Source organism: Azonexus caeni (genome assembly GCF_048146105.1).
Lineage (GTDB): Bacteria > Pseudomonadota > Gammaproteobacteria > Burkholderiales > Rhodocyclaceae > Azonexus > Azonexus aromaticus_B.
Genome location: NZ_JBKJAD010000020.1, coordinates 27,905 through 43,925 on the forward strand (window position 1 = coordinate 27,905; position 16,021 = coordinate 43,925).

A 16,021-nucleotide genomic window follows, 5' to 3' on the forward strand; every position below is an offset into this window, starting at 1 on the left:
TGTCCCTGGCGGTCAGCGGTCTTGCCCTGGCCGGTCAAGGCTCGCCGCGCGTCGATCACGAGCAGTTCCGCCAGTAGCAGCGCATCGAGCAGGGCGTCGCCCGGGGCAGTCTGACCCGGCACGAGACGCTGCAATTGCAGCGCGGGCAGCACCGGATCGCCCGCATGGAAGCGCGGGCCAAGGCCGACGGCGTCGTCACCCGGCACGAGCGGGCAATGCTGCACCAGGCGCAGGCCCGGGAAAGTGCGCGCATCCAGCGCCAGAAGAACGATCGCCAGCATGCCCGCTGGCAGGACAAGCGCTGGCAGCATGAGCGTTACGCCCGCTACGGCATGTAATGCGCATCTGCCGGTGTCGCCCGTCGTATTGGGCGGACAAACCCGCCGTCCGGCGGGTTTTTCTTTTAAAATCACGGATTCCGTATTTAGCGAGCCCGCCGGGCAGAACCTTCATGAAAAGCGCCGAAATCCGCCAGAAATTCCTCGACTTCTTCGCCGCCAAGGGGCACCAGATCGTCGCCTCCTCGTCGCTCGTCCCGCACGACGACCCGACGCTGCTGTTCACCAACGCCGGCATGAACCAGTTCAAGGATGTTTTCCTCGGCTTCGACAAGCGGCCCTACACGCGCGCGACCACCTCGCAGAAATGCGTGCGCGCCGGCGGCAAGCACAACGACCTCGAGAACGTCGGCTACACCGCGCGTCACCACACCTTCTTCGAGATGCTCGGCAACTTCAGCTTCGGCGACTACTTCAAGCGCGACGCGATCAAGTACGCCTGGGAACTGCTGACCGAGGTCTATGGCCTGCCGAAAGACAAGCTGATGGTCACGGTCTATGCCGAGGACGACGAGGCCTACGACATCTGGCACAAGGAAGTCGGCGTGCCGGCCGAGAAGATCGTGCGCATCGGCGACAACAAGGGCGCCCGCTACGCTTCCGACAACTTCTGGATGATGGGCGATACCGGCCCCTGCGGCCCGTGCACCGAGATCTTCTACGACCACGGCGAAAAGCACTGGGGCGGCCCTCCGGGATCGCCGGAAGAAGACGGCGACCGCTTCATCGAGATCTGGAACAACGTCTTCATGCAGTTCAACCGCGACGAAGCCGGCGTGATGCACCCGCTGCCCAAGCCGTCGGTGGACACTGGCATGGGTCTGGAACGCATCTCCGCCGTGCTGCAGGGCGTGCATGCCAACTACGAGATCGACCTGTTCCAGGCGCTGATCGCCGCTGCCGCTCGCGAAACCAGCGACGCCGACATGAATTCGCCGTCGCTGAAGGTGCTCGCCGACCACATCCGCGCCTGCTCCTTCCTGATCGCCGACGGCGTCATCCCGGGCAATGAAGGTCGCGGCTACGTCCTGCGCCGCATCATCCGCCGCGCCATCCGCCACGGCTACAAGCTCGGCGCCCGCGCCGCCTTCTTCCACAAGATGGTGCCCGACCTGGTCGGCGAGATGGGCGAGGCCTATCCGGAACTCAAGGAAAACCAGGCCAAGGTCGTCGCCACGCTGAAGCAGGAAGAAGACCGCTTCTTCGCGACGATCGAGAACGGCATGGAAATCCTCGAAGGCGAACTCGCTGCGATGGCCGACAAGGGTGTTACGGTGTTCAACGGCGAAACCGCGTTCAAGCTGCACGACACCTACGGCTTCCCGCTCGATCTGACCGCCGACATCTGCCGCGAGCGCAACGTCACCGTCGACGGCGCCGCCTTCGATGCCGCAATGGCCCGCCAGAAGGAACAGGCGCGCGCCGCCGGCAAGTTCAAGATGGCGGTCAATCTGGAATACGCCGGCGCCGAAACGACCTTCCACGGCTACGAGTCGCTCGAAGCCAAGGGCAAGGTGCTGGCGCTGTACAAGGACGGAGCGGCGGTCGCTGAACTGCACGAAGGCGACCTCGGCGTCGTCGTTCTCGACCACACCCCGTTCTACGCCGAATCCGGCGGCCAGTGCGGCGACCGCGGCGAACTCAAGGGCGTCGGCGGCATCTTCGCGGTCGAGGATACGTTGAAGATCCAGGCAGCCGTGTTCGGCCACCACGGCATCCTGAAGACCGGCAAGCTGGCGCTCGGCCAGGAAGTCGGCGCCCGCGTCGATGCCGTCGCCCGCGCCGCCACCGCCCGCAACCACTCGGTCACCCACCTGATGCACAAGGCGCTGCGCGAAGTGCTCGGCGCCCATGTCCAGCAGAAGGGCTCGCAGGTCGATCCGGACAAGACCCGTTTCGACTTCGCGCACAATTCGCCGCTGAGCGCCGAGGAAATCCGCGAGGTCGAGGAAATCGTCAACGCCGAGATTCTCGCCAACGCCGCCACCGACAGCCGCGTGATGGGCATCGACGACGCCCAGAAGTCGGGCGCGATGATGCTCTTCGGCGAGAAGTACGGTGATGAAGTGCGTGTCGTCGCCATCGGCTCCTCCAAGGAACTGTGCGGCGGTACCCACGTTGCCCGCAGCGGCGACATCGGTCTGTTCAAGATCGTCTCGGAAGCCGGCGTCGCTGCCGGCGTGCGCCGTGTCGAAGCGATCACCGGCAACAACGCGCTGGCCTATGTGCAGACCCAGGAAAGCCGCGTCGCCGGCATTTCGGCGCTGTTGAAGACGCAGCCGGACGACATCGGCGAACGCGTTGCCGGCATCCTCGACCATGTCCGCGCGCTGGAAAAGGAAGTCGCCCGTCTGAAATCCAAACTGGCCGCTTCGCAGGGCGACGACCTGCTGGCGCAGGCGGTCGAGGTCAAGGGCGCCAGGCTGCTGGCGACCACACTCGACGGCGCCGACGTGGCGACGCTGCGCGAGACGATGGACAAGTTGAAGGACAAGCTGAAATCGGCGGCCATCGTGCTGGCGTCGGTGGCCGACGGCAAGGTGACGCTGATCGCCGGCGTCACCGCCGACCTGACCGGCAAGGTCAAGGCCGGCGAGCTGGTCAACCTGGTCGCCCAGCAGGTCGGCGGCAAGGGTGGCGGTCGGCCGGACATGGCGCAGGCCGGCGGCACCCAGCCGGAAAATCTGCCGGCGGCGCTGGCCTCGGTCGCCGCCTGGGTCGAAGGCAAGCTGTGACGCGCGCGCTGCTGCTGATCGCCGCGCTGGCCTGCGGGCCAGCGCTGGCGGCCGAACTCGACCGGACGCCGCTCGACGCGGTGACCGCCGACGGTCAGCCGGTCCGGCTGTTTCCGAACGGTCGCTGGGAGTATGTGGACCAGGCGAAGGCCGCGGCAGCGCAGAAAGTGGCCGCCGACTACCCGGAAAACAAGACCCGTCCGGTCGAATCGCAGGGCATCGTGTTCGGCGGCATCGGCCGCTACGTGATGCCGGGCGACAAGGATTACAACCGCGGTTCGCTGAATCCGAAGCTGCGCTGAGCGCTCAGCGCAGCAGTTCGCGGGACGGGGTTTCGCGGACGCATTCGCCGTCGATGATGTCCCCGTCGGCGGCGCGGCTCGCGGTCGCTGCCGCCGGCGTCGCTTCGCGCAGCGCCTTGCGCAGGGCGCGCGTCTTCCACCAGAACCAGCCGGCGAAGAGCAGGCCGATCACCGCCGCCACTGCCAGCGCCACCAGCGAGAACATCACGCCGAGCACCAGCAGGCCAACGCTGAACAGCGCGGTCAGCAGTTTGCCAGCGATGCCTTGCGGGGCACGCGCAAACCGGATGTCAGATGAAAAGGGGGGTGACGCTCTGGGCATGGCTGGGGTCTGGCTCGTCCTGAAAAGTGGCTATTGTCCCTCAAGTGGCTGGTTGCGTTGTGCTTCGAGCGCGCCGTTTTGTAACAGCGCGTTGCATGAATTCGGAATATTAGGATGTGATAATGTTTTTTCTATCAGAAAAAACCGCATAAATTGTTTATTGCATTTTGATTTGGGTCAATATCCGGAATGTGCAGAGGTCTAGCATCGTCGTTTTCTACAACGACAAAGGGAGTGTTCATGTTCAAGCCAGTTCTTTCGTCCGCCCTGCTTGCCGCCGCACTGGCGGCTTCGCTGCCGGCCCAGGCCGCCGATCAGGGGAGCTTCATGGTGCGGGCCCGTGCGGTTCATATCAACTTCGAAAACGACCAGAGCAACGCGGTCAAGACCCTGGATATCGCGGCGCAGAACCGCTGGATTCCGGAAGTCGACCTCAGCTACTTCTTCACCCCGAACATCGCTGCCGAACTGGTCCTGACCTATCCGCAGAAGGTCAAGGTTGATGCCGGATCGACCAAGATCGGCACGATCAAGGCGCTGCCGCCTTCCCTGATGCTGCAGTATCACTTCACCAATCTCGGCGCCTTCAAGCCCTATGTCGGCCTTGGCGTGAATTACACGGTGTTCTACGACCGCGGCAATTTCGTCATTCCGGGGGCAGATGTCGAGCGTTCCAGCTTCGGTGTGGCAGCCCAGGTTGGCTTCGATTACGCGCTGGACAAGAACTGGTCGGTGAACATGGACGTCAAGTACATCCAGATGGATACCGACGTCAAGGTTGGCAATACCAAACTCGGCAACCTCGATCTCAACCCGATCACCGCTGGTATCGGCATCGGTTACCGTTTCTGAGCGTCAGTAGCCGGTTGGCAAAAGGGGCTTCGGCCCCTTTTTCATTTTTCCGATGCCAATGTGCCGGCCCATGCCAGCGCAGCGGTCTGCGCGCGGTTCAGGGCCTTGGCGCCGAGTTCGGGCTGCTGCGCGAGTTGTTCGGCGAGCCCTGTCAGGTCGCCGCTTTCGCTGCATTCCGTGATGCCCAGGAGTTTGGCCAGGATGCCTTGGTCATCGCAGAGCGCGGTTTTGACGTCGTCGGCGATCGGTAGCGGGGTGACGATGTCGCGGATCGGCAGGCCGATCAGGGCAGGCATCAGCGACATGATGCCGACCATGAAGGCCTGATCGGCAAAACTGGCATCGCCCGGCCGGATCTCTTCGGCGAGCAATTCCATCAGGCGGCCGCGGGTGGCCGCCATCAGCAGCAGGGCGTTGTTGTCGGTGTTGGGTTTGCCCGAGGCGAAGAGCAGCAGTTGCAGCCAGCGCTGCAACTGGCGTCGGCCGAGCAGGGTGATCGCCTGGTTGAGCGAGCTGACGTGCCCGGTCATGCCGCCGGCGACCGAGTTGCTCATGCGCAGCAGGTTGACGGTGAGGCCGGGTTCGGATTTGAGCGCTGCCTCGATCTTGCCGGTGTCGGCATCGGCAAGCAGCAGTCCCATCAGCTTCATCAGCGACAGTTGCGAGTGGTCGAGGCGACGACCGGCGATGATCGTCGGTCGGGCGAAGAAATAGCCCTGGAACAGGGAGAAGCCTAGCTGCAGGCATTGCTCCATCTGTTCCCGCGAATCGACCTTCTCGGCGAGCAGGGTCTTGCCCTTGGGCCGCAGTTGCAGCGTCAGCTGCATCAACTGGACGCGGCTGAGCGCCTGGATGTCGATCTTGATGATGTCGACCAGGGTCAGCAGTTCGTCGTACTCGGGCGTGAATTCGACGACATCGTCCAGGGCCAGCGCGAAACCGCCGGCTTTCAGCGCCCGGCAGCGGTCGATGACGGCCGGCGTGGGTTTGACCGTTTCGAGGATTTCCAGCACCACCGTGTGTCGGGGCAGGAGTTCGAGCATGTCGCTGAACAGGAATTCCTGGTCGACATTGATGAAGCCCCGGCAATTGCCGAGCGCCGCCTCGACGCCGAGTTCGGCGAAGGCATTGGCGATCACCGTTGCCGTTGCGGCGACGCCGTCGGTGACGGTGGCCGTGTTGTCCTGGCTGCCGCTGCGAAAGAGCAGTTCGTAAGCGTAGAGCCGCTGTTCGCGGTCGAGGATGGGCTGTCGCCCGAGAAACAGTTGTTCGGCGTCTACGCTCACGACGGGGCTCAGAAAGGAAGCGCGATACCCGGCCAGACGGCGCTCAGTGCCTGGCGGAAAGCTGCCTGGATGCGCGCCAGCGCGGCGGTGTCGTCGGCTTCGAAGCGCAGCACGACGACTGGCGTCGTGTTCGACGGGCGGGCCAGACCGAAACCGTCCGGGTATTCGACGCGCACGCCGTCGATGGTGATCACTTCGCTGGCGCCGTCGAACCGGCCTGCCGCTTTCAGCTTGTCGATCAGCGCGAAGGGTTCGCCTTCGGCCATCTTGATGTTGAGTTCCGGGGTCGACGGCGAATTCGGCAGGGTTTTCAGCGGCGCGTTGGCATCGGCCGCGCGGCTCAATATTTCGAGCAGGCGGGCGCCGGTGTACAAGCCGTCGTCGAAGCCGTACCAGCGTTCCTTGAAGAAGGTGTGGCCGGACATCTCACCGGCCAGCGGGGCGCCGGTTTCCTTGAGCTTGGCCTTGACCAGCGCGTGGCCGGTGTTCCACATCAGCGGCACGCCGCCGTGCTGGCGAATCCACGGCGCCAGCAGACGGGTACATTTGACGTCGTAAATGACGGTGCCGCCCGGCACGCGGGAGAGCACGTCGGCGGCGAAGAGCATCAACTGGCGGTCCGGATAGATGATCTCGCCATCCTTGGTGACCACGCCGAGGCGATCGCCGTCGCCGTCGAAGGCGATGCCGATTTCAGCGTCGCTATCCTTGTGTGCCTGGATCACGTCGGCCAGATTCTCGGGCTTCGACGGGTCCGGGTGGTGGTTCGGGAAGTTGCCGTCAACCTCGCAGTAAAGCGGCACGATGTCGCAACCGAGGCGCTGGAACAGTTCCGGGGCGATTGCGCCGGCGACGCCGTTGCCGCAATCCATGACGATTTTCAGCGGGCGGGCGAGCTTGACGTCGGCGACGATCTTTTCAACATAGGCGCCGAGCACGTCGGCGCTGCGTTTTTCGCCTTGGCCGGATTTCAGCTTGCCGGCTTCGATGCGCTTCTTCAGATCCTGAATCGCGTCGAGCGCCAGCGTCGTGCCGCCGATCACCATCTTCAGCCCGTTGTAGTCCGGCGGGTTGTGGCTGCCGGTGACCGAGACGCAGGAATGGCAGCCCAGTTCGTAGGCGGCGAAATAGGTGACCGGGGTTGGCACGCAGCCGACGTCGATCGCGTCGCAGCCGGTGGACACGATACCGTCCATCAGCGCGCCGGCCAGTTCCGGGCCGGAGAGGCGACCGTCGCGGCCGACGGCGATGGCGGACTGGCCTTGTTCCAGCGCCAGCGAACCGAGCGCCTGGCCGATCAGGCGGACAACATCGGCAGTCAGCGACTTGTTGACGATGCCCCGGATGTCGTAGGCCTTGAAGATTTCCGCGGGGAGTGGCTGGCTCATGATTCCTGCCTATGGCGTTTCGAAAAGGAAGAAGTGTAAAAGCCTTTGCGCCAGCCAGTCCAGCCGCCCGGGAAAGCCCCCGTTGACGAAACCGACATGGCCGCCGCCGGCCGGCTGTTCGAGGCGGACGCAGGGAGCGGCTTCGGCGCTGCTCGGCAGGTAAGGGGCGGGCAGGAAAGGGTCGTTGCGCGGATTGACGACCAGCGCCGGCAGCGCGATCGATTGCAGATAGGCCTTGGCCGAACTGCGCTGCCAGTAGTCGTCGGCACCGGCAAAACCATGCACCGGTCCGGTGACCGCGTCGTCGAATTCCCACAGCGTTCGTGCCCGGCGCATCCGGGTTTCGTCGAACAGCCCGGGAAAGCGCCGCAGGCGCTCGGCTGAAACCCGCTTCAGGGTGGCCAGGAAGTGCGCGGTGTAAATGCGGTTGAAGCCTTGTGCCAAGTGATGGCCGCAGGCGGCAAGATCGAGCGGCGGACAGAAAGCGGCGACGCCGGTGACGACGGCGACCGCTGCCGCACCTTGTTCGCCAGCCCACTTGAGCAGGGCATTGCCGCCCAGCGAGACGCCAGCGGCGTGCACCCGGCCGCCGTATTGCCCCTGGACCCGGCGCAGGATCCAGTCGATTTCGGCGGAATCGCCGGAATGGTAGGCACGCGGCTGGCGGTTGAGTTCGCCGGAGCAGCCACGGAAATGCGGCAGCACGCAACGCCAGCCGACGGCGCGACAGGCGAGCGCGGTGGAGATCGCGTAATGGCTGCGCGAACTGCCTTCCAGACCATGGAACAGGACCAGCGTCGGTGCCGTGTCGGCGGCATCGACGAAGTCGACGTCGATGAAGTCGTCGTCCGGTGTTTCCCAGCGTTCGCGGCGCAGCGGCAGCGGGCGCGGCTTGCGCAGCAGCGGCCACAGCGTCTGGGCGTGGCCGCCCGGTAGCCAGGCCGGGGCGTGGTAGGACGTCAGCGCTGGCGCAATCAATGCAGGGTGTGCGGGATGGCGTCGGCCATCGCCTGGTGGCCATCGTCGGCGGCCGAGGCGTGGCGGCAGGCGAGCCGCCAGCCGTGGGCGCCGCGCACATAGACATGGGTGACGTGGAGCGGCCCGTGCGGCGCCGGATCGTCGCCGACGAACAGGGTTTCGCTCAGGTGATGCACCGCCATCACCGATCCCTGCCAGCGGGCGACGGTTTCGCAGTGGATGCGCAGGCGGGTGCTGGAAAAGATCGCCCGCCAGCTTTCGCGGATCAGCGGCACACCGGTCAGCCGGGCACCGGTCGGGTGGACGCAGACGCTTTCATCCTCCTCGCTCCAGCAATGCATCAGCAGGTCGGCATCGCCGCTGGCCAGCGCGTCGTAGAAGGCGTGCTCGACGTCGTCCGGCGAGGCCAGGGTGGTGGAAGGCGGGGTGGGCTGGCTCATGCTTGCATCCATTTCTGACAGGCGGCGAAAACCTGCGCCGGCAGCAGCCGGTTCAGGCAGTCGAGGTGGCCGAGCGGGCAGTCGCGCTTGAAGCACGGACTGCAGTCGAGTTGCAGGCTGACGATGTCGGCGCGCTCGGAGAGCGGCGGCGTGAACCCGGGCGACGACGAGCCGTAGAGGGCGACGATCGGCCGGTCGACGGCGGCGGCGACGTGCATCAGCCCGGAGTCGTTGCAGACGACGAAATCGGCCAGTGCCAGCAGGTCCACCGCCTGGTCGAGGCGGGTGGCGCCGCACAGGTTGCGGCAGCAGCCGGGGGCGAGGGCGGCGATCTCCTCGGCAACACCATGGTCCTTCGGCGAGCCGAACAGCCAGACGACGTAGCCGGCGGCGGCCAGGTTCCGCGCCAGTTCGGCGAAATGCGCCGCCGGCCAGCGCTTGGCCGGGCCGTATTCGGCGCCCGGGCAGAAGGCGACCAGCTTGTCCGGGCGGACCATGGAGAGTTCGGAGAGCGTTCGCTGCCGGTCGTCGTCGGTCGAGCGCAGCCGGGGATGCGGGATCGGCCGATGCAGCACGCCACCCGGCGCTGCGGCGAGTTGTGCGAAGCGCTCGACCATCAGCGGCAATGTGGCTTCATCGAGATGGTGGCGAACGTTGATCAGGCCGTAACGCGCTTCGCCGGTGAAGCCGACACGTTGCGGAATGCCGGCGAAAAACGGCAGCAGTGCCGATTTCAGCGAGTTGGGCAGGACCCAGGCGGCGTCGTAGCCGCGCCCGGCAAGCTCGCGGCCAAGGCGCCAGCGCGCCTTGAGCGAGAGTTCGCCGTGGGCGAAAGGGTTGTCGACGATGTCGTCGATTTCCGCCATGCGCCGCAGTACCGGTGCCACCCAGCGTGGGGCGAGGGCGTCGAGGCGCAGTCCGGGATGGCGTTCGCGCAGGCGCGCGAACAGCGGCTGCGCCATGATGGTGTCGCCGATCCAGGACGGCGCGACGATCAGGGCCTTGTTCATGGAAAAACGGCGGGTTTCACACCCGCCGCCTCTGGCTCAGTGATGGCCCTTGGGCGCTTCGCCCGCGAAGGTGTAGCGGGTGCCGCAGTAGGGACAAACCGCTTCGCCGGTCTTCAGCACGTCGAGGAAGACGCGCGGGTGCTGGCTCCACAGCGCGGAACCCGGCTGCGGGCAGTGCAGCGGCAGGTCGGCGGCGCTGACTTCGACGGTCTTGTGGTCGGACATCGTTCTCTCCCTGAGCTTGGATCAGACGTGGGCCAGCCAGTCGGCGTGCGCCGCCGAGCGGCCATAGACCACGTCGAAATATTTTTCCTGCAATGCCTTGGTGATCGGGCCGCGGTGGCCGGGGCCGATCTGCCGGTTGTCGAGTTCGCGGATCGGCGTCACTTCGGCGGCGGTGCCGGTGAAGAAGGCTTCGTCGGCGCAGTAGACTTCGTCGCGGGTGATGCGCTTCTCGATCACCTCGATGCCCAGTTCGCCGGCCAGTTGCATGACCGTGGCGCGGGTGATGCCTTCCAGGCAGGCCGTCAGGTCCGGCGTGTACAGCTTGCCCTTCTTGACGATGAACAGGTTCTCGCCGGCGCCTTCGCAGGCATAGCCTTCCGGGTCGAGGAGCAGGGCTTCGTCGTAGCCGTCGGTGGTCGCCTCGTTGTTGGCGAGGATCGAGTTCATGTAGTTACCCGAGGCCTTGGCGCGGACCATGGTGATATTCACATGGTGGCGGGTGTAGGACGAGGTCTTGATGCGGATGCCGCGCTGCATGCCTTCCTCGCCGAGGTAGGCGCCCCAGGGCCAGGCGGCGATGATCACGTGCACCTTGGCGCCCTTGGGCGAGACGCCCATCTTTTCCGAGCCGTAGAAGGCGAGCGGGCGCAGGTAGCCGGATTCCAGCTTGTTGGCGCGGATGACTTCCTTCTGCGCTTCGTTCAGCTCTTCCTGCGAGTAGGGCATCTGCATCTGGAAGATGTGCGCCGAGCGGAACAGGCGCTCGGTATGTTCCTTGAGGCGGAAGATCGCGGTGCCGGATTCGGTCTTGTAGGCGCGCACGCCCTCGAAGACGCCCATGCCGTAGTGCAGGGAATGGGTGAGGACGTGGGTGGTCGCTTCGCGCCAGGGCACGAGCTTGCCATCCTGCCAAATGAAACCGTCGCGATCCGACATGGACATGGTGGAATTCTCCGTGATGCACTCTTGAAAGCATGAAATTTTAGCCGAAATCAGCGGCTAAAATAATGCTTTTGACGCAGGAAGCCTTGCATGATCTGGAAGCCGAACGTGACTGTTGCCGCCGTCGTCTATCGCGATGGCAGGTTTTTGCTGGTCGAGGAAGAAACCGAGACCGGGCTCGCCTTCAATCAGCCGGCCGGCCATCTCGAGCAGGGCGAGGCGCTGCTTGACGCCGTGGTGCGCGAGGCGCTTGAGGAAACCGCCTACGATTTCAAGCCGACGCACCTGGTCGGCATCTACAACTGGCCGCATCCGACCAAGGATCTGACTTACCTGCGCTTCGCCTTCGCCGGCGAACTGCGCGGTCACGATCCCGCGCGCAAGCTCGACGACGGCATCGTCGGCGCCCGCTGGCTGACGCTCGACGAAGTCCGGGCGACGCAGGAACGCCATCGCAGTCCGCTGATCCTGCGCTGCTGCGAGGACTATCTGGCCGGGCGGCGTTACCCGCTCGACCTGCTGGTGCATTACGGTTGATGCGACAGGCTGCTCTCGCCGCGGCCTTTTTTCTGCTCTCGGGGGCGGCGACGGCGGACGAGATGGTGGCCGTCTGTTACGGTTATGGCTGCAGCGCGCAAGCCGAGATCCGCTATTCCACAGGGCAACAGGGGGAAGTCCGGCGCCTGCTGGCGTACGCCGGCGATCCGGCCAGCGAGCGCATCATCCTGGGCAAGGTCGTCGGTCGCCTCTATCGCTGGGCTGGCGAACAGTCGCCGGTGCGTGAAGACCGGGGAGGCAACTATGCCGACAGCGACGCGCCGGGGAAGATGGATTGCATCGACCATTCGACCTCGACGACGCGCCTGCTGGAAATGCTGCAACGCCTCGGCTACCTGCGCTGGCATCGGGTGCTGGCGGCGGAGCCGCGTTACCTGCTGGGCGTGATTGCCAACCACTGGTCGGCGGTGATCGAGGAAAAGGGCGGCGGCCGCTACGTCGTCGATAGCTGGTTTGTGAACAACGGAGAACCGGCGGTGATCCTGCCGCTGGAAGAATGGAAGAAAGGGGCTGGGCCCGATGTCTAAGGGAACCGTGGTAGTGGGATTGTCCGGCGGCGTCGATTCGTCGGTCGCGGCGCTGTTGTTGAAGCGCCAGGGCTGGAAGGTGATCGGCCTGTTCATGAAGAACTGGGAAGACGACGACAACGACGAATACTGCTCGTCGCGCCAGGATCTGGTTGACGTGATGAGCGTCGCCGACGTCATCGGCATCGACGTCGAGGTGGTCAATTTCGCCGCCGAGTACCGCGAGCGCGTGTTCGCCGAGTTCCTGCGCGAATACCAGGCCGGGCGGACGCCGAACCCGGACATCCTGTGCAACTCGGAGATCAAGTTCAAGGCCTTCCTCGACCACGCCCTGCAGCTCGGCGCCGAGAAGATCGCCACCGGCCACTACGCCGGTGTGCGCGAATTCAATGGCGAATACCAGTTGCTGAAAGCCGAGGACGGGACCAAGGACCAGAGCTATTTCCTCTACCGCCTGAACCAGGCGCAGCTGTCGAAGACGCTGTTCCCGCTGGCCGACATCTACAAGCGCGAGGTCAGGAAAATCGCTGAGGCCGAGGGCCTGCACGTCGCCACCAAGAAGGATTCGACCGGCATCTGCTTCATCGGCGAACGGCCGTTCAAGGACTTCCTCAGTCGCTACCTGCCGCCGAAGCAGGGCGAAATCCGCCGTCTCGACGACGGCAAGGTGCTGGGCAGCCACGACGGCCTGATGTATCACACCATCGGCCAGCGCAAGGGCTTGCACATCGGCGGCCTGAAGGAGAAGGGGCAGGCCGGTGGTGGCGACCACGACGCCTGGTTCGTCGCTGGCAAGGACATGGAAAAGAACGTGCTCTACGTCGTCCAGGGCCACGACCATCCGGCGCTGCTGCGCGACGACCTGATCGCCGAGCAACTGAGCTGGGTGTCCGGACAGGCGCCACACACCCATTGGGTGTACACCGCCAAGCCGCGCTACCGGACTGCCGACCAGCCCTGCGAGGTCGAGCGCGTCGATGGCGAAAGTTGCGAAATCCGCTTCGCCGAGCCGCAATGGGCGCTCACCCCCGGCCAGTCGGTGGTGCTTTACGAAAGCCGGGTCTGCCTGGGCGGCGGTGTCATCCGCTGAAGCGGCTCAGCCGGCGCGTCGGGGCGAATGCTCGATGACGTGGCAGAAGGCGTGCAGCAGGTCGGGGTCGAACTTCTCGGCGTCCGGGCCGGCCAGGATGTCGATGATTTCCCGGTGTGGCCGCCCCGGGTGATAGGGGCGGCTGGTCGCCAGCGCGTCGTAATTGTCGGCCAGTGCCAGTACCCGCGCCGTCAGCGGAATGTCGGTATGGCGCAGACCGTCCGGGTAGCCCGAGCCGTCGAAATTCTCGTGATGATGACGGACCAGCGCTGCCAGCTCCGGCGCCCGCTCGTCGTCGACGGCGCGGACGATGCGTTCGCCGATCAGCGTGTGCTGGCGCATCGTCTCCCTTTCCGCCGGCTCGAAGCGTCCCGGCTTGAGCAGGACGCGGTCGGGAATGCCGATCTTGCCGATGTCGTGCAGGCAGGCGCCGAGCGCCAGCAGGTCGAGCTCGTCGTCGCGCAGCGCGATATGGCGCCCCAGTTCAAGCGCCAGGTCGGCCACCCGGTCGGAGTGGCTGCGCGTCTCCGGGTCGCGCTCAGCGAGGGCGATGCACAGGGAATTGAGTTTGCGGTTCATGGGGCTACCTGTCTCCGGAATGCCAGGTTGACCTCACCGCGGGACGCGAGTTCGAAAAAAAGGCGCCTGTCGGCGCCTTTGTTCCACAGTGCTTCCGGGGTCAGACGACTGGTATGGTGTCGATGAACGACTGGCGCTGCATCAGCTTCTCGTAGAGGCGGGCCAGGTTCGGGTGGTCGGTCGCCCAGTCGAGGTCGGGGAAGCGCAGGCAGAGGTAGCCGAGGGCGACGCCGACGGCGATGTCGGCGAGCGAGAAATGGGTGCCCATGCAGTAGCTCTTGTCGCCGAGGTGGGTTTCCATGAAGCGCAGGGTGCGGGCGATCGCGTCGCGCTGGCGGGCGATCCAGTCCGGGCTCTGTTCGTTGGCCGGGCGCAGGCCTTCCATCACGGCGCTGACGGCGGCGTCGCACAATCCGTCGGCCAGCGCCTCCCAGCGCTTGACCTCGGTGCGTTCGCGGTTGGGCGCCGGCAACAGCTTGTTGTTCGGCGTGATGTTGTCGATGTGCTCGACGATCACGCGGGAATCGAACAGTGCCGTGTCGTCGTCGAGCAGCAGGGTCGGGATGCGTCCCAGCGGATTGAGGTCGGGTACCGAACTGTCCGGACTCCGCGGGTGGTCGACGATGAACTCGTATTCCTTCTTCTTTTCCGCCAGTACGACCCGTACTTTGCGGGTATAGGGGCTGGTGTGCGAACCGATCAGCTTCATTACAGGCTCTGGGATTGGGGTGCGCAATTATAGCGTATGGCGCAGGGTGCGGTCGGGCGGGTAAAATCCTGCCCTTAACGATAAGGATGCTTCCATGGAATTCAACCCCCTGACCGCGCTTTCCCCGCTTGATGGCCGCTATGCCGGCAAGGTCAATGCGCTGCGCGAACACTTCTCCGAATTCGGCCTGATCCGGGCCCGCCTCAAGGTCGAAATCGAATGGCTGAAGGCCCTTGCCGCCGAGCCGCATTTCACGGAAATTGCCGCCTTCTCGCCGGCCACCATCGCCGAACTCGACGCCCTGGTCGCCAATTTCGGCCCGGCCCAGGCGGCCGAGGTCAAGGCCATCGAAGCGACCACCAACCATGACGTCAAGGCGCTCGAATACTGGATCAAGGGCAACACCAAGGGTAACGCCGAAGTGGTCAAGGTCAGCGAATTCATCCACTTCGCCTGCACCTCGGAAGACATCAACAACCTGTCGCACGCGCTGATGTGCCAGGGCGCCCGCGAACAGGCGATGCTGCCGACGCTGGACCAGGTCATCGAGAAGCTGCGCGAACTGGCCCATGCCTACGCCGACATCCCGATGATGAGCCGCACGCACGGCCAGCCGGCCACCCCGTCGACGATGGGCAAGGAAATGGCCAACGTCGCCTACCGCCTGCAACGTGCCCGCGCCCGCATCGCCGGCGTCGAGCTGCTCGGCAAGATCAACGGCGCGGTCGGCAACTACAACGCCCACCTCGCCGCCTACCCCGGCTACGACTGGGAAGGCTTCGCCAAGAAGTTCGTCGAATCGCTCGGCCTGACCTTCAATCCCTACACCATCCAGATCGAGCCGCACGACGCGCTGGCCGAGCTGTTCGACGCCTTCGCGCGCGCCAACAGCATTCTGGTCGATCTCGACCGCGACGTCTGGGGCTACATCTCGCTCGGTTTCTTCAAGCAGAAGGTCAAGGCTGGCGAAATCGGCTCGTCGACGATGCCGCACAAGGTCAATCCGATCGACTTCGAGAACTCCGAAGGCAACCTCGGCCTGGCCAACGCTGTCCTCAAGCACCTCGCCGAGAAGCTGCCGATCTCCCGCTGGCAGCGTGACCTGACCGACTCCACCGTGCTCCGTAACATGGGCGTCGGCCTCGGCTACACGCTGCTCGGCTACGACTCGCTGTTGAAGGGCCTGGGCAAGCTGGAAATCAACACCGACCTGATGAAGGCCGACCTCGACGCCAACTGGGAACTGCTCGCCGAGCCGATCCAGACGGTGATGCGCCGCTACGCCGTGCCCAACGCCTACGAAAAACTCAAGGAACTGACCCGCGGCACCCGCGTCTCGCGCGACGGCATGCAGGCTTTCGTCTCGACGCTGGACATTCCGGAAGCCGCCAAGGCCGAGCTGCTCAAGCTGACCCCGTGGGATTACACCGGCAAGGCCGCCGAACTGGCCAAGCGCATCTGATGGCCTGTCCCGACTGCGGCGGCGAATCGCCGGACGGCGCCGCCGTCTGCCCGAATTGCGCCACCCTGCGTCGCATCGCCCGCCTGCGCGTGAGCAGCAGCGCGTTGAAGGGCGGTGTCGGCGGTCTGGCGCTGGGACTGCTGCTGGTTACCGTGCTGCTGGCCCAGGGCGAGCACGCGGTTTCCGTCAAGGCGCTGCTGCTCGCGCTGCCCCTTGTCCTCGCCGCGCTGGGCGCGGTGATCGGCTGGCGGCGCGCTTCTTCCTCTTCCTGATCCCGA

Annotated in this window: 19 protein-coding genes; 9 read left to right on the forward strand and 10 right to left on the reverse strand. The window is 65.1% G+C overall.

The genetic code is table 11. The features are described from left to right. The first annotated feature begins 134 nt into the window (after positions 1-134). The 3 genes from ACLIIZ_RS16420 (at position 135) to ACLIIZ_RS16430 (ending at position 3,375) form a co-directional block, all read left to right on the forward strand. Entirely contained in the window at positions 135-338 is a 204-nt protein-coding gene (locus ACLIIZ_RS16420; protein ID WP_416693855.1) for a hypothetical protein, read from the forward strand. A 113-nt stretch (positions 339-451) separates the two neighbouring features. Continuing rightward, the gene (alaS, locus tag ACLIIZ_RS16425) at positions 452-3,073 is read left to right on the forward strand and encodes an alanine--tRNA ligase (RefSeq protein ID WP_416693856.1); all 2,622 of its coding nucleotides are present in this window, start codon (positions 452-454) and stop codon (positions 3,071-3,073) included. Continuing rightward, positions 3,070-3,375, forward strand: a complete 306-nt coding sequence (locus tag ACLIIZ_RS16430) for a hypothetical protein (protein ID WP_416693857.1) — start codon at positions 3,070-3,072, stop codon at positions 3,373-3,375. The genes alaS and ACLIIZ_RS16430 overlap by 4 nt, the downstream gene beginning before the upstream one ends. A gap of 4 nt (positions 3,376-3,379) precedes the next feature. Here ACLIIZ_RS16430 and ACLIIZ_RS16435 read toward each other — a convergent pair whose 3' ends face one another. Further along, on the reverse strand, positions 3,380-3,697 hold the full coding sequence (locus ACLIIZ_RS16435) for a hypothetical protein (protein ID WP_416693858.1): 318 nt from the start codon (positions 3,695-3,697) through the stop codon (positions 3,380-3,382). Positions 3,698-3,937: 240 nt separating this feature from the next. Here ACLIIZ_RS16435 and ACLIIZ_RS16440 point away from each other — a divergent pair, with 240 nt between their 5' ends. Beyond that, on the forward strand, positions 3,938-4,549 hold the full coding sequence (locus ACLIIZ_RS16440; protein WP_416693859.1) for an OmpW/AlkL family protein: 612 nt from the start codon (positions 3,938-3,940) through the stop codon (positions 4,547-4,549). Between the two features lie 41 nt (positions 4,550-4,590). Here the strand turns inward: ACLIIZ_RS16440 and ACLIIZ_RS16445 are convergent, their stop codons facing one another. The 7 genes from ACLIIZ_RS16445 to ACLIIZ_RS16475 are packed head-to-tail and all read right to left on the reverse strand — an operon-like array spanning position 4,591 to position 10,818. Next, a complete protein-coding gene (locus tag ACLIIZ_RS16445; protein ID WP_416693860.1) occupies positions 4,591-5,835 on the reverse strand; it encodes an EAL and HDOD domain-containing protein in 1,245 nt (414 codons plus the stop codon). Positions 5,836-5,843: 8 nt separating this feature from the next. Continuing rightward, positions 5,844-7,223 carry a phosphomannomutase/phosphoglucomutase gene (locus tag ACLIIZ_RS16450; protein WP_416693861.1) on the reverse strand — a complete coding sequence of 460 codons (1,380 nt, stop codon included), beginning with the start codon at positions 7,221-7,223 and terminating at the stop codon, positions 5,844-5,846. A 9-nt stretch (positions 7,224-7,232) separates the two neighbouring features. Then, positions 7,233-8,201, reverse strand: coding sequence for a YheT family hydrolase (locus ACLIIZ_RS16455; RefSeq protein WP_416693862.1), 969 nt, complete (start codon positions 8,199-8,201; stop codon positions 7,233-7,235). Continuing rightward, the gene (locus tag ACLIIZ_RS16460) at positions 8,198-8,641 is read right to left on the reverse strand and encodes a YybH family protein (protein WP_416693863.1); all 444 of its coding nucleotides are present in this window, start codon (positions 8,639-8,641) and stop codon (positions 8,198-8,200) included. The genes ACLIIZ_RS16455 and ACLIIZ_RS16460 overlap by 4 nt, the downstream gene beginning before the upstream one ends. After that, positions 8,638-9,651 (reverse strand): lipopolysaccharide heptosyltransferase II, encoded by a 1,014-nt coding sequence (waaF, locus tag ACLIIZ_RS16465; protein ID WP_416693864.1) that lies wholly within the window; start codon positions 9,649-9,651, stop codon positions 8,638-8,640. Before waaF ends, ACLIIZ_RS16460 begins: the two co-directional genes overlap by 4 nt. Before the next feature lie 36 nt (positions 9,652-9,687). Further along, entirely contained in the window at positions 9,688-9,876 is a 189-nt protein-coding gene (locus ACLIIZ_RS16470) for a zinc-finger domain-containing protein (protein WP_374327341.1), read from the reverse strand. Between the two features lie 21 nt (positions 9,877-9,897). Then, a complete protein-coding gene (locus ACLIIZ_RS16475; RefSeq protein WP_374327340.1) occupies positions 9,898-10,818 on the reverse strand; it encodes a branched-chain amino acid transaminase in 921 nt (306 codons plus the stop codon). 90 nt (positions 10,819-10,908) lie between these two features. On the opposite strand from ACLIIZ_RS16475, the gene ACLIIZ_RS16480 reads away from it, so the two are divergent. From ACLIIZ_RS16480 to mnmA, 3 genes are read left to right on the forward strand one after another with little or no spacing between them, the layout of a single operon-like run. Then, the gene (locus ACLIIZ_RS16480) at positions 10,909-11,355 is read left to right on the forward strand and encodes an NUDIX hydrolase (RefSeq protein ID WP_416693865.1); all 447 of its coding nucleotides are present in this window, start codon (positions 10,909-10,911) and stop codon (positions 11,353-11,355) included. After that, positions 11,355-11,903 (forward strand): hypothetical protein, encoded by a 549-nt coding sequence (locus tag ACLIIZ_RS16485; protein WP_416693866.1) that lies wholly within the window; start codon positions 11,355-11,357, stop codon positions 11,901-11,903. Before ACLIIZ_RS16480 ends, ACLIIZ_RS16485 begins: the two co-directional genes overlap by 1 nt. Next, positions 11,896-12,993: a tRNA 2-thiouridine(34) synthase MnmA gene (gene mnmA / locus ACLIIZ_RS16490; RefSeq protein WP_416693867.1), complete on the forward strand. Its 1,098-nt coding sequence runs from the start codon at positions 11,896-11,898 to the stop codon at positions 12,991-12,993. Before ACLIIZ_RS16485 ends, mnmA begins: the two co-directional genes overlap by 8 nt. Positions 12,994-12,999: 6 nt before the next feature. Here mnmA and ACLIIZ_RS16495 read toward each other — a convergent pair whose 3' ends face one another. Beyond that, on the reverse strand, positions 13,000-13,572 hold the full coding sequence (locus ACLIIZ_RS16495) for an HD-GYP domain-containing protein (RefSeq protein WP_416693868.1): 573 nt from the start codon (positions 13,570-13,572) through the stop codon (positions 13,000-13,002). Positions 13,573-13,672: 100 nt separating this feature from the next. After that, a complete protein-coding gene (locus tag ACLIIZ_RS16500; protein WP_416693869.1) occupies positions 13,673-14,281 on the reverse strand; it encodes a glutathione S-transferase in 609 nt (202 codons plus the stop codon). Positions 14,282-14,375: 94 nt separating this feature from the next. Here ACLIIZ_RS16500 and purB point away from each other — a divergent pair, with 94 nt between their 5' ends. Continuing rightward, on the forward strand, positions 14,376-15,743 hold the full coding sequence (gene purB, locus ACLIIZ_RS16505) for an adenylosuccinate lyase (RefSeq protein ID WP_416693870.1): 1,368 nt from the start codon (positions 14,376-14,378) through the stop codon (positions 15,741-15,743). Continuing rightward, positions 15,743-16,015, forward strand: a complete 273-nt coding sequence (locus ACLIIZ_RS16510) for a hypothetical protein (protein ID WP_416693871.1) — start codon at positions 15,743-15,745, stop codon at positions 16,013-16,015. The genes purB and ACLIIZ_RS16510 overlap by 1 nt, the downstream gene beginning before the upstream one ends. Positions 16,016-16,021 lie beyond the last annotated feature (6 nt).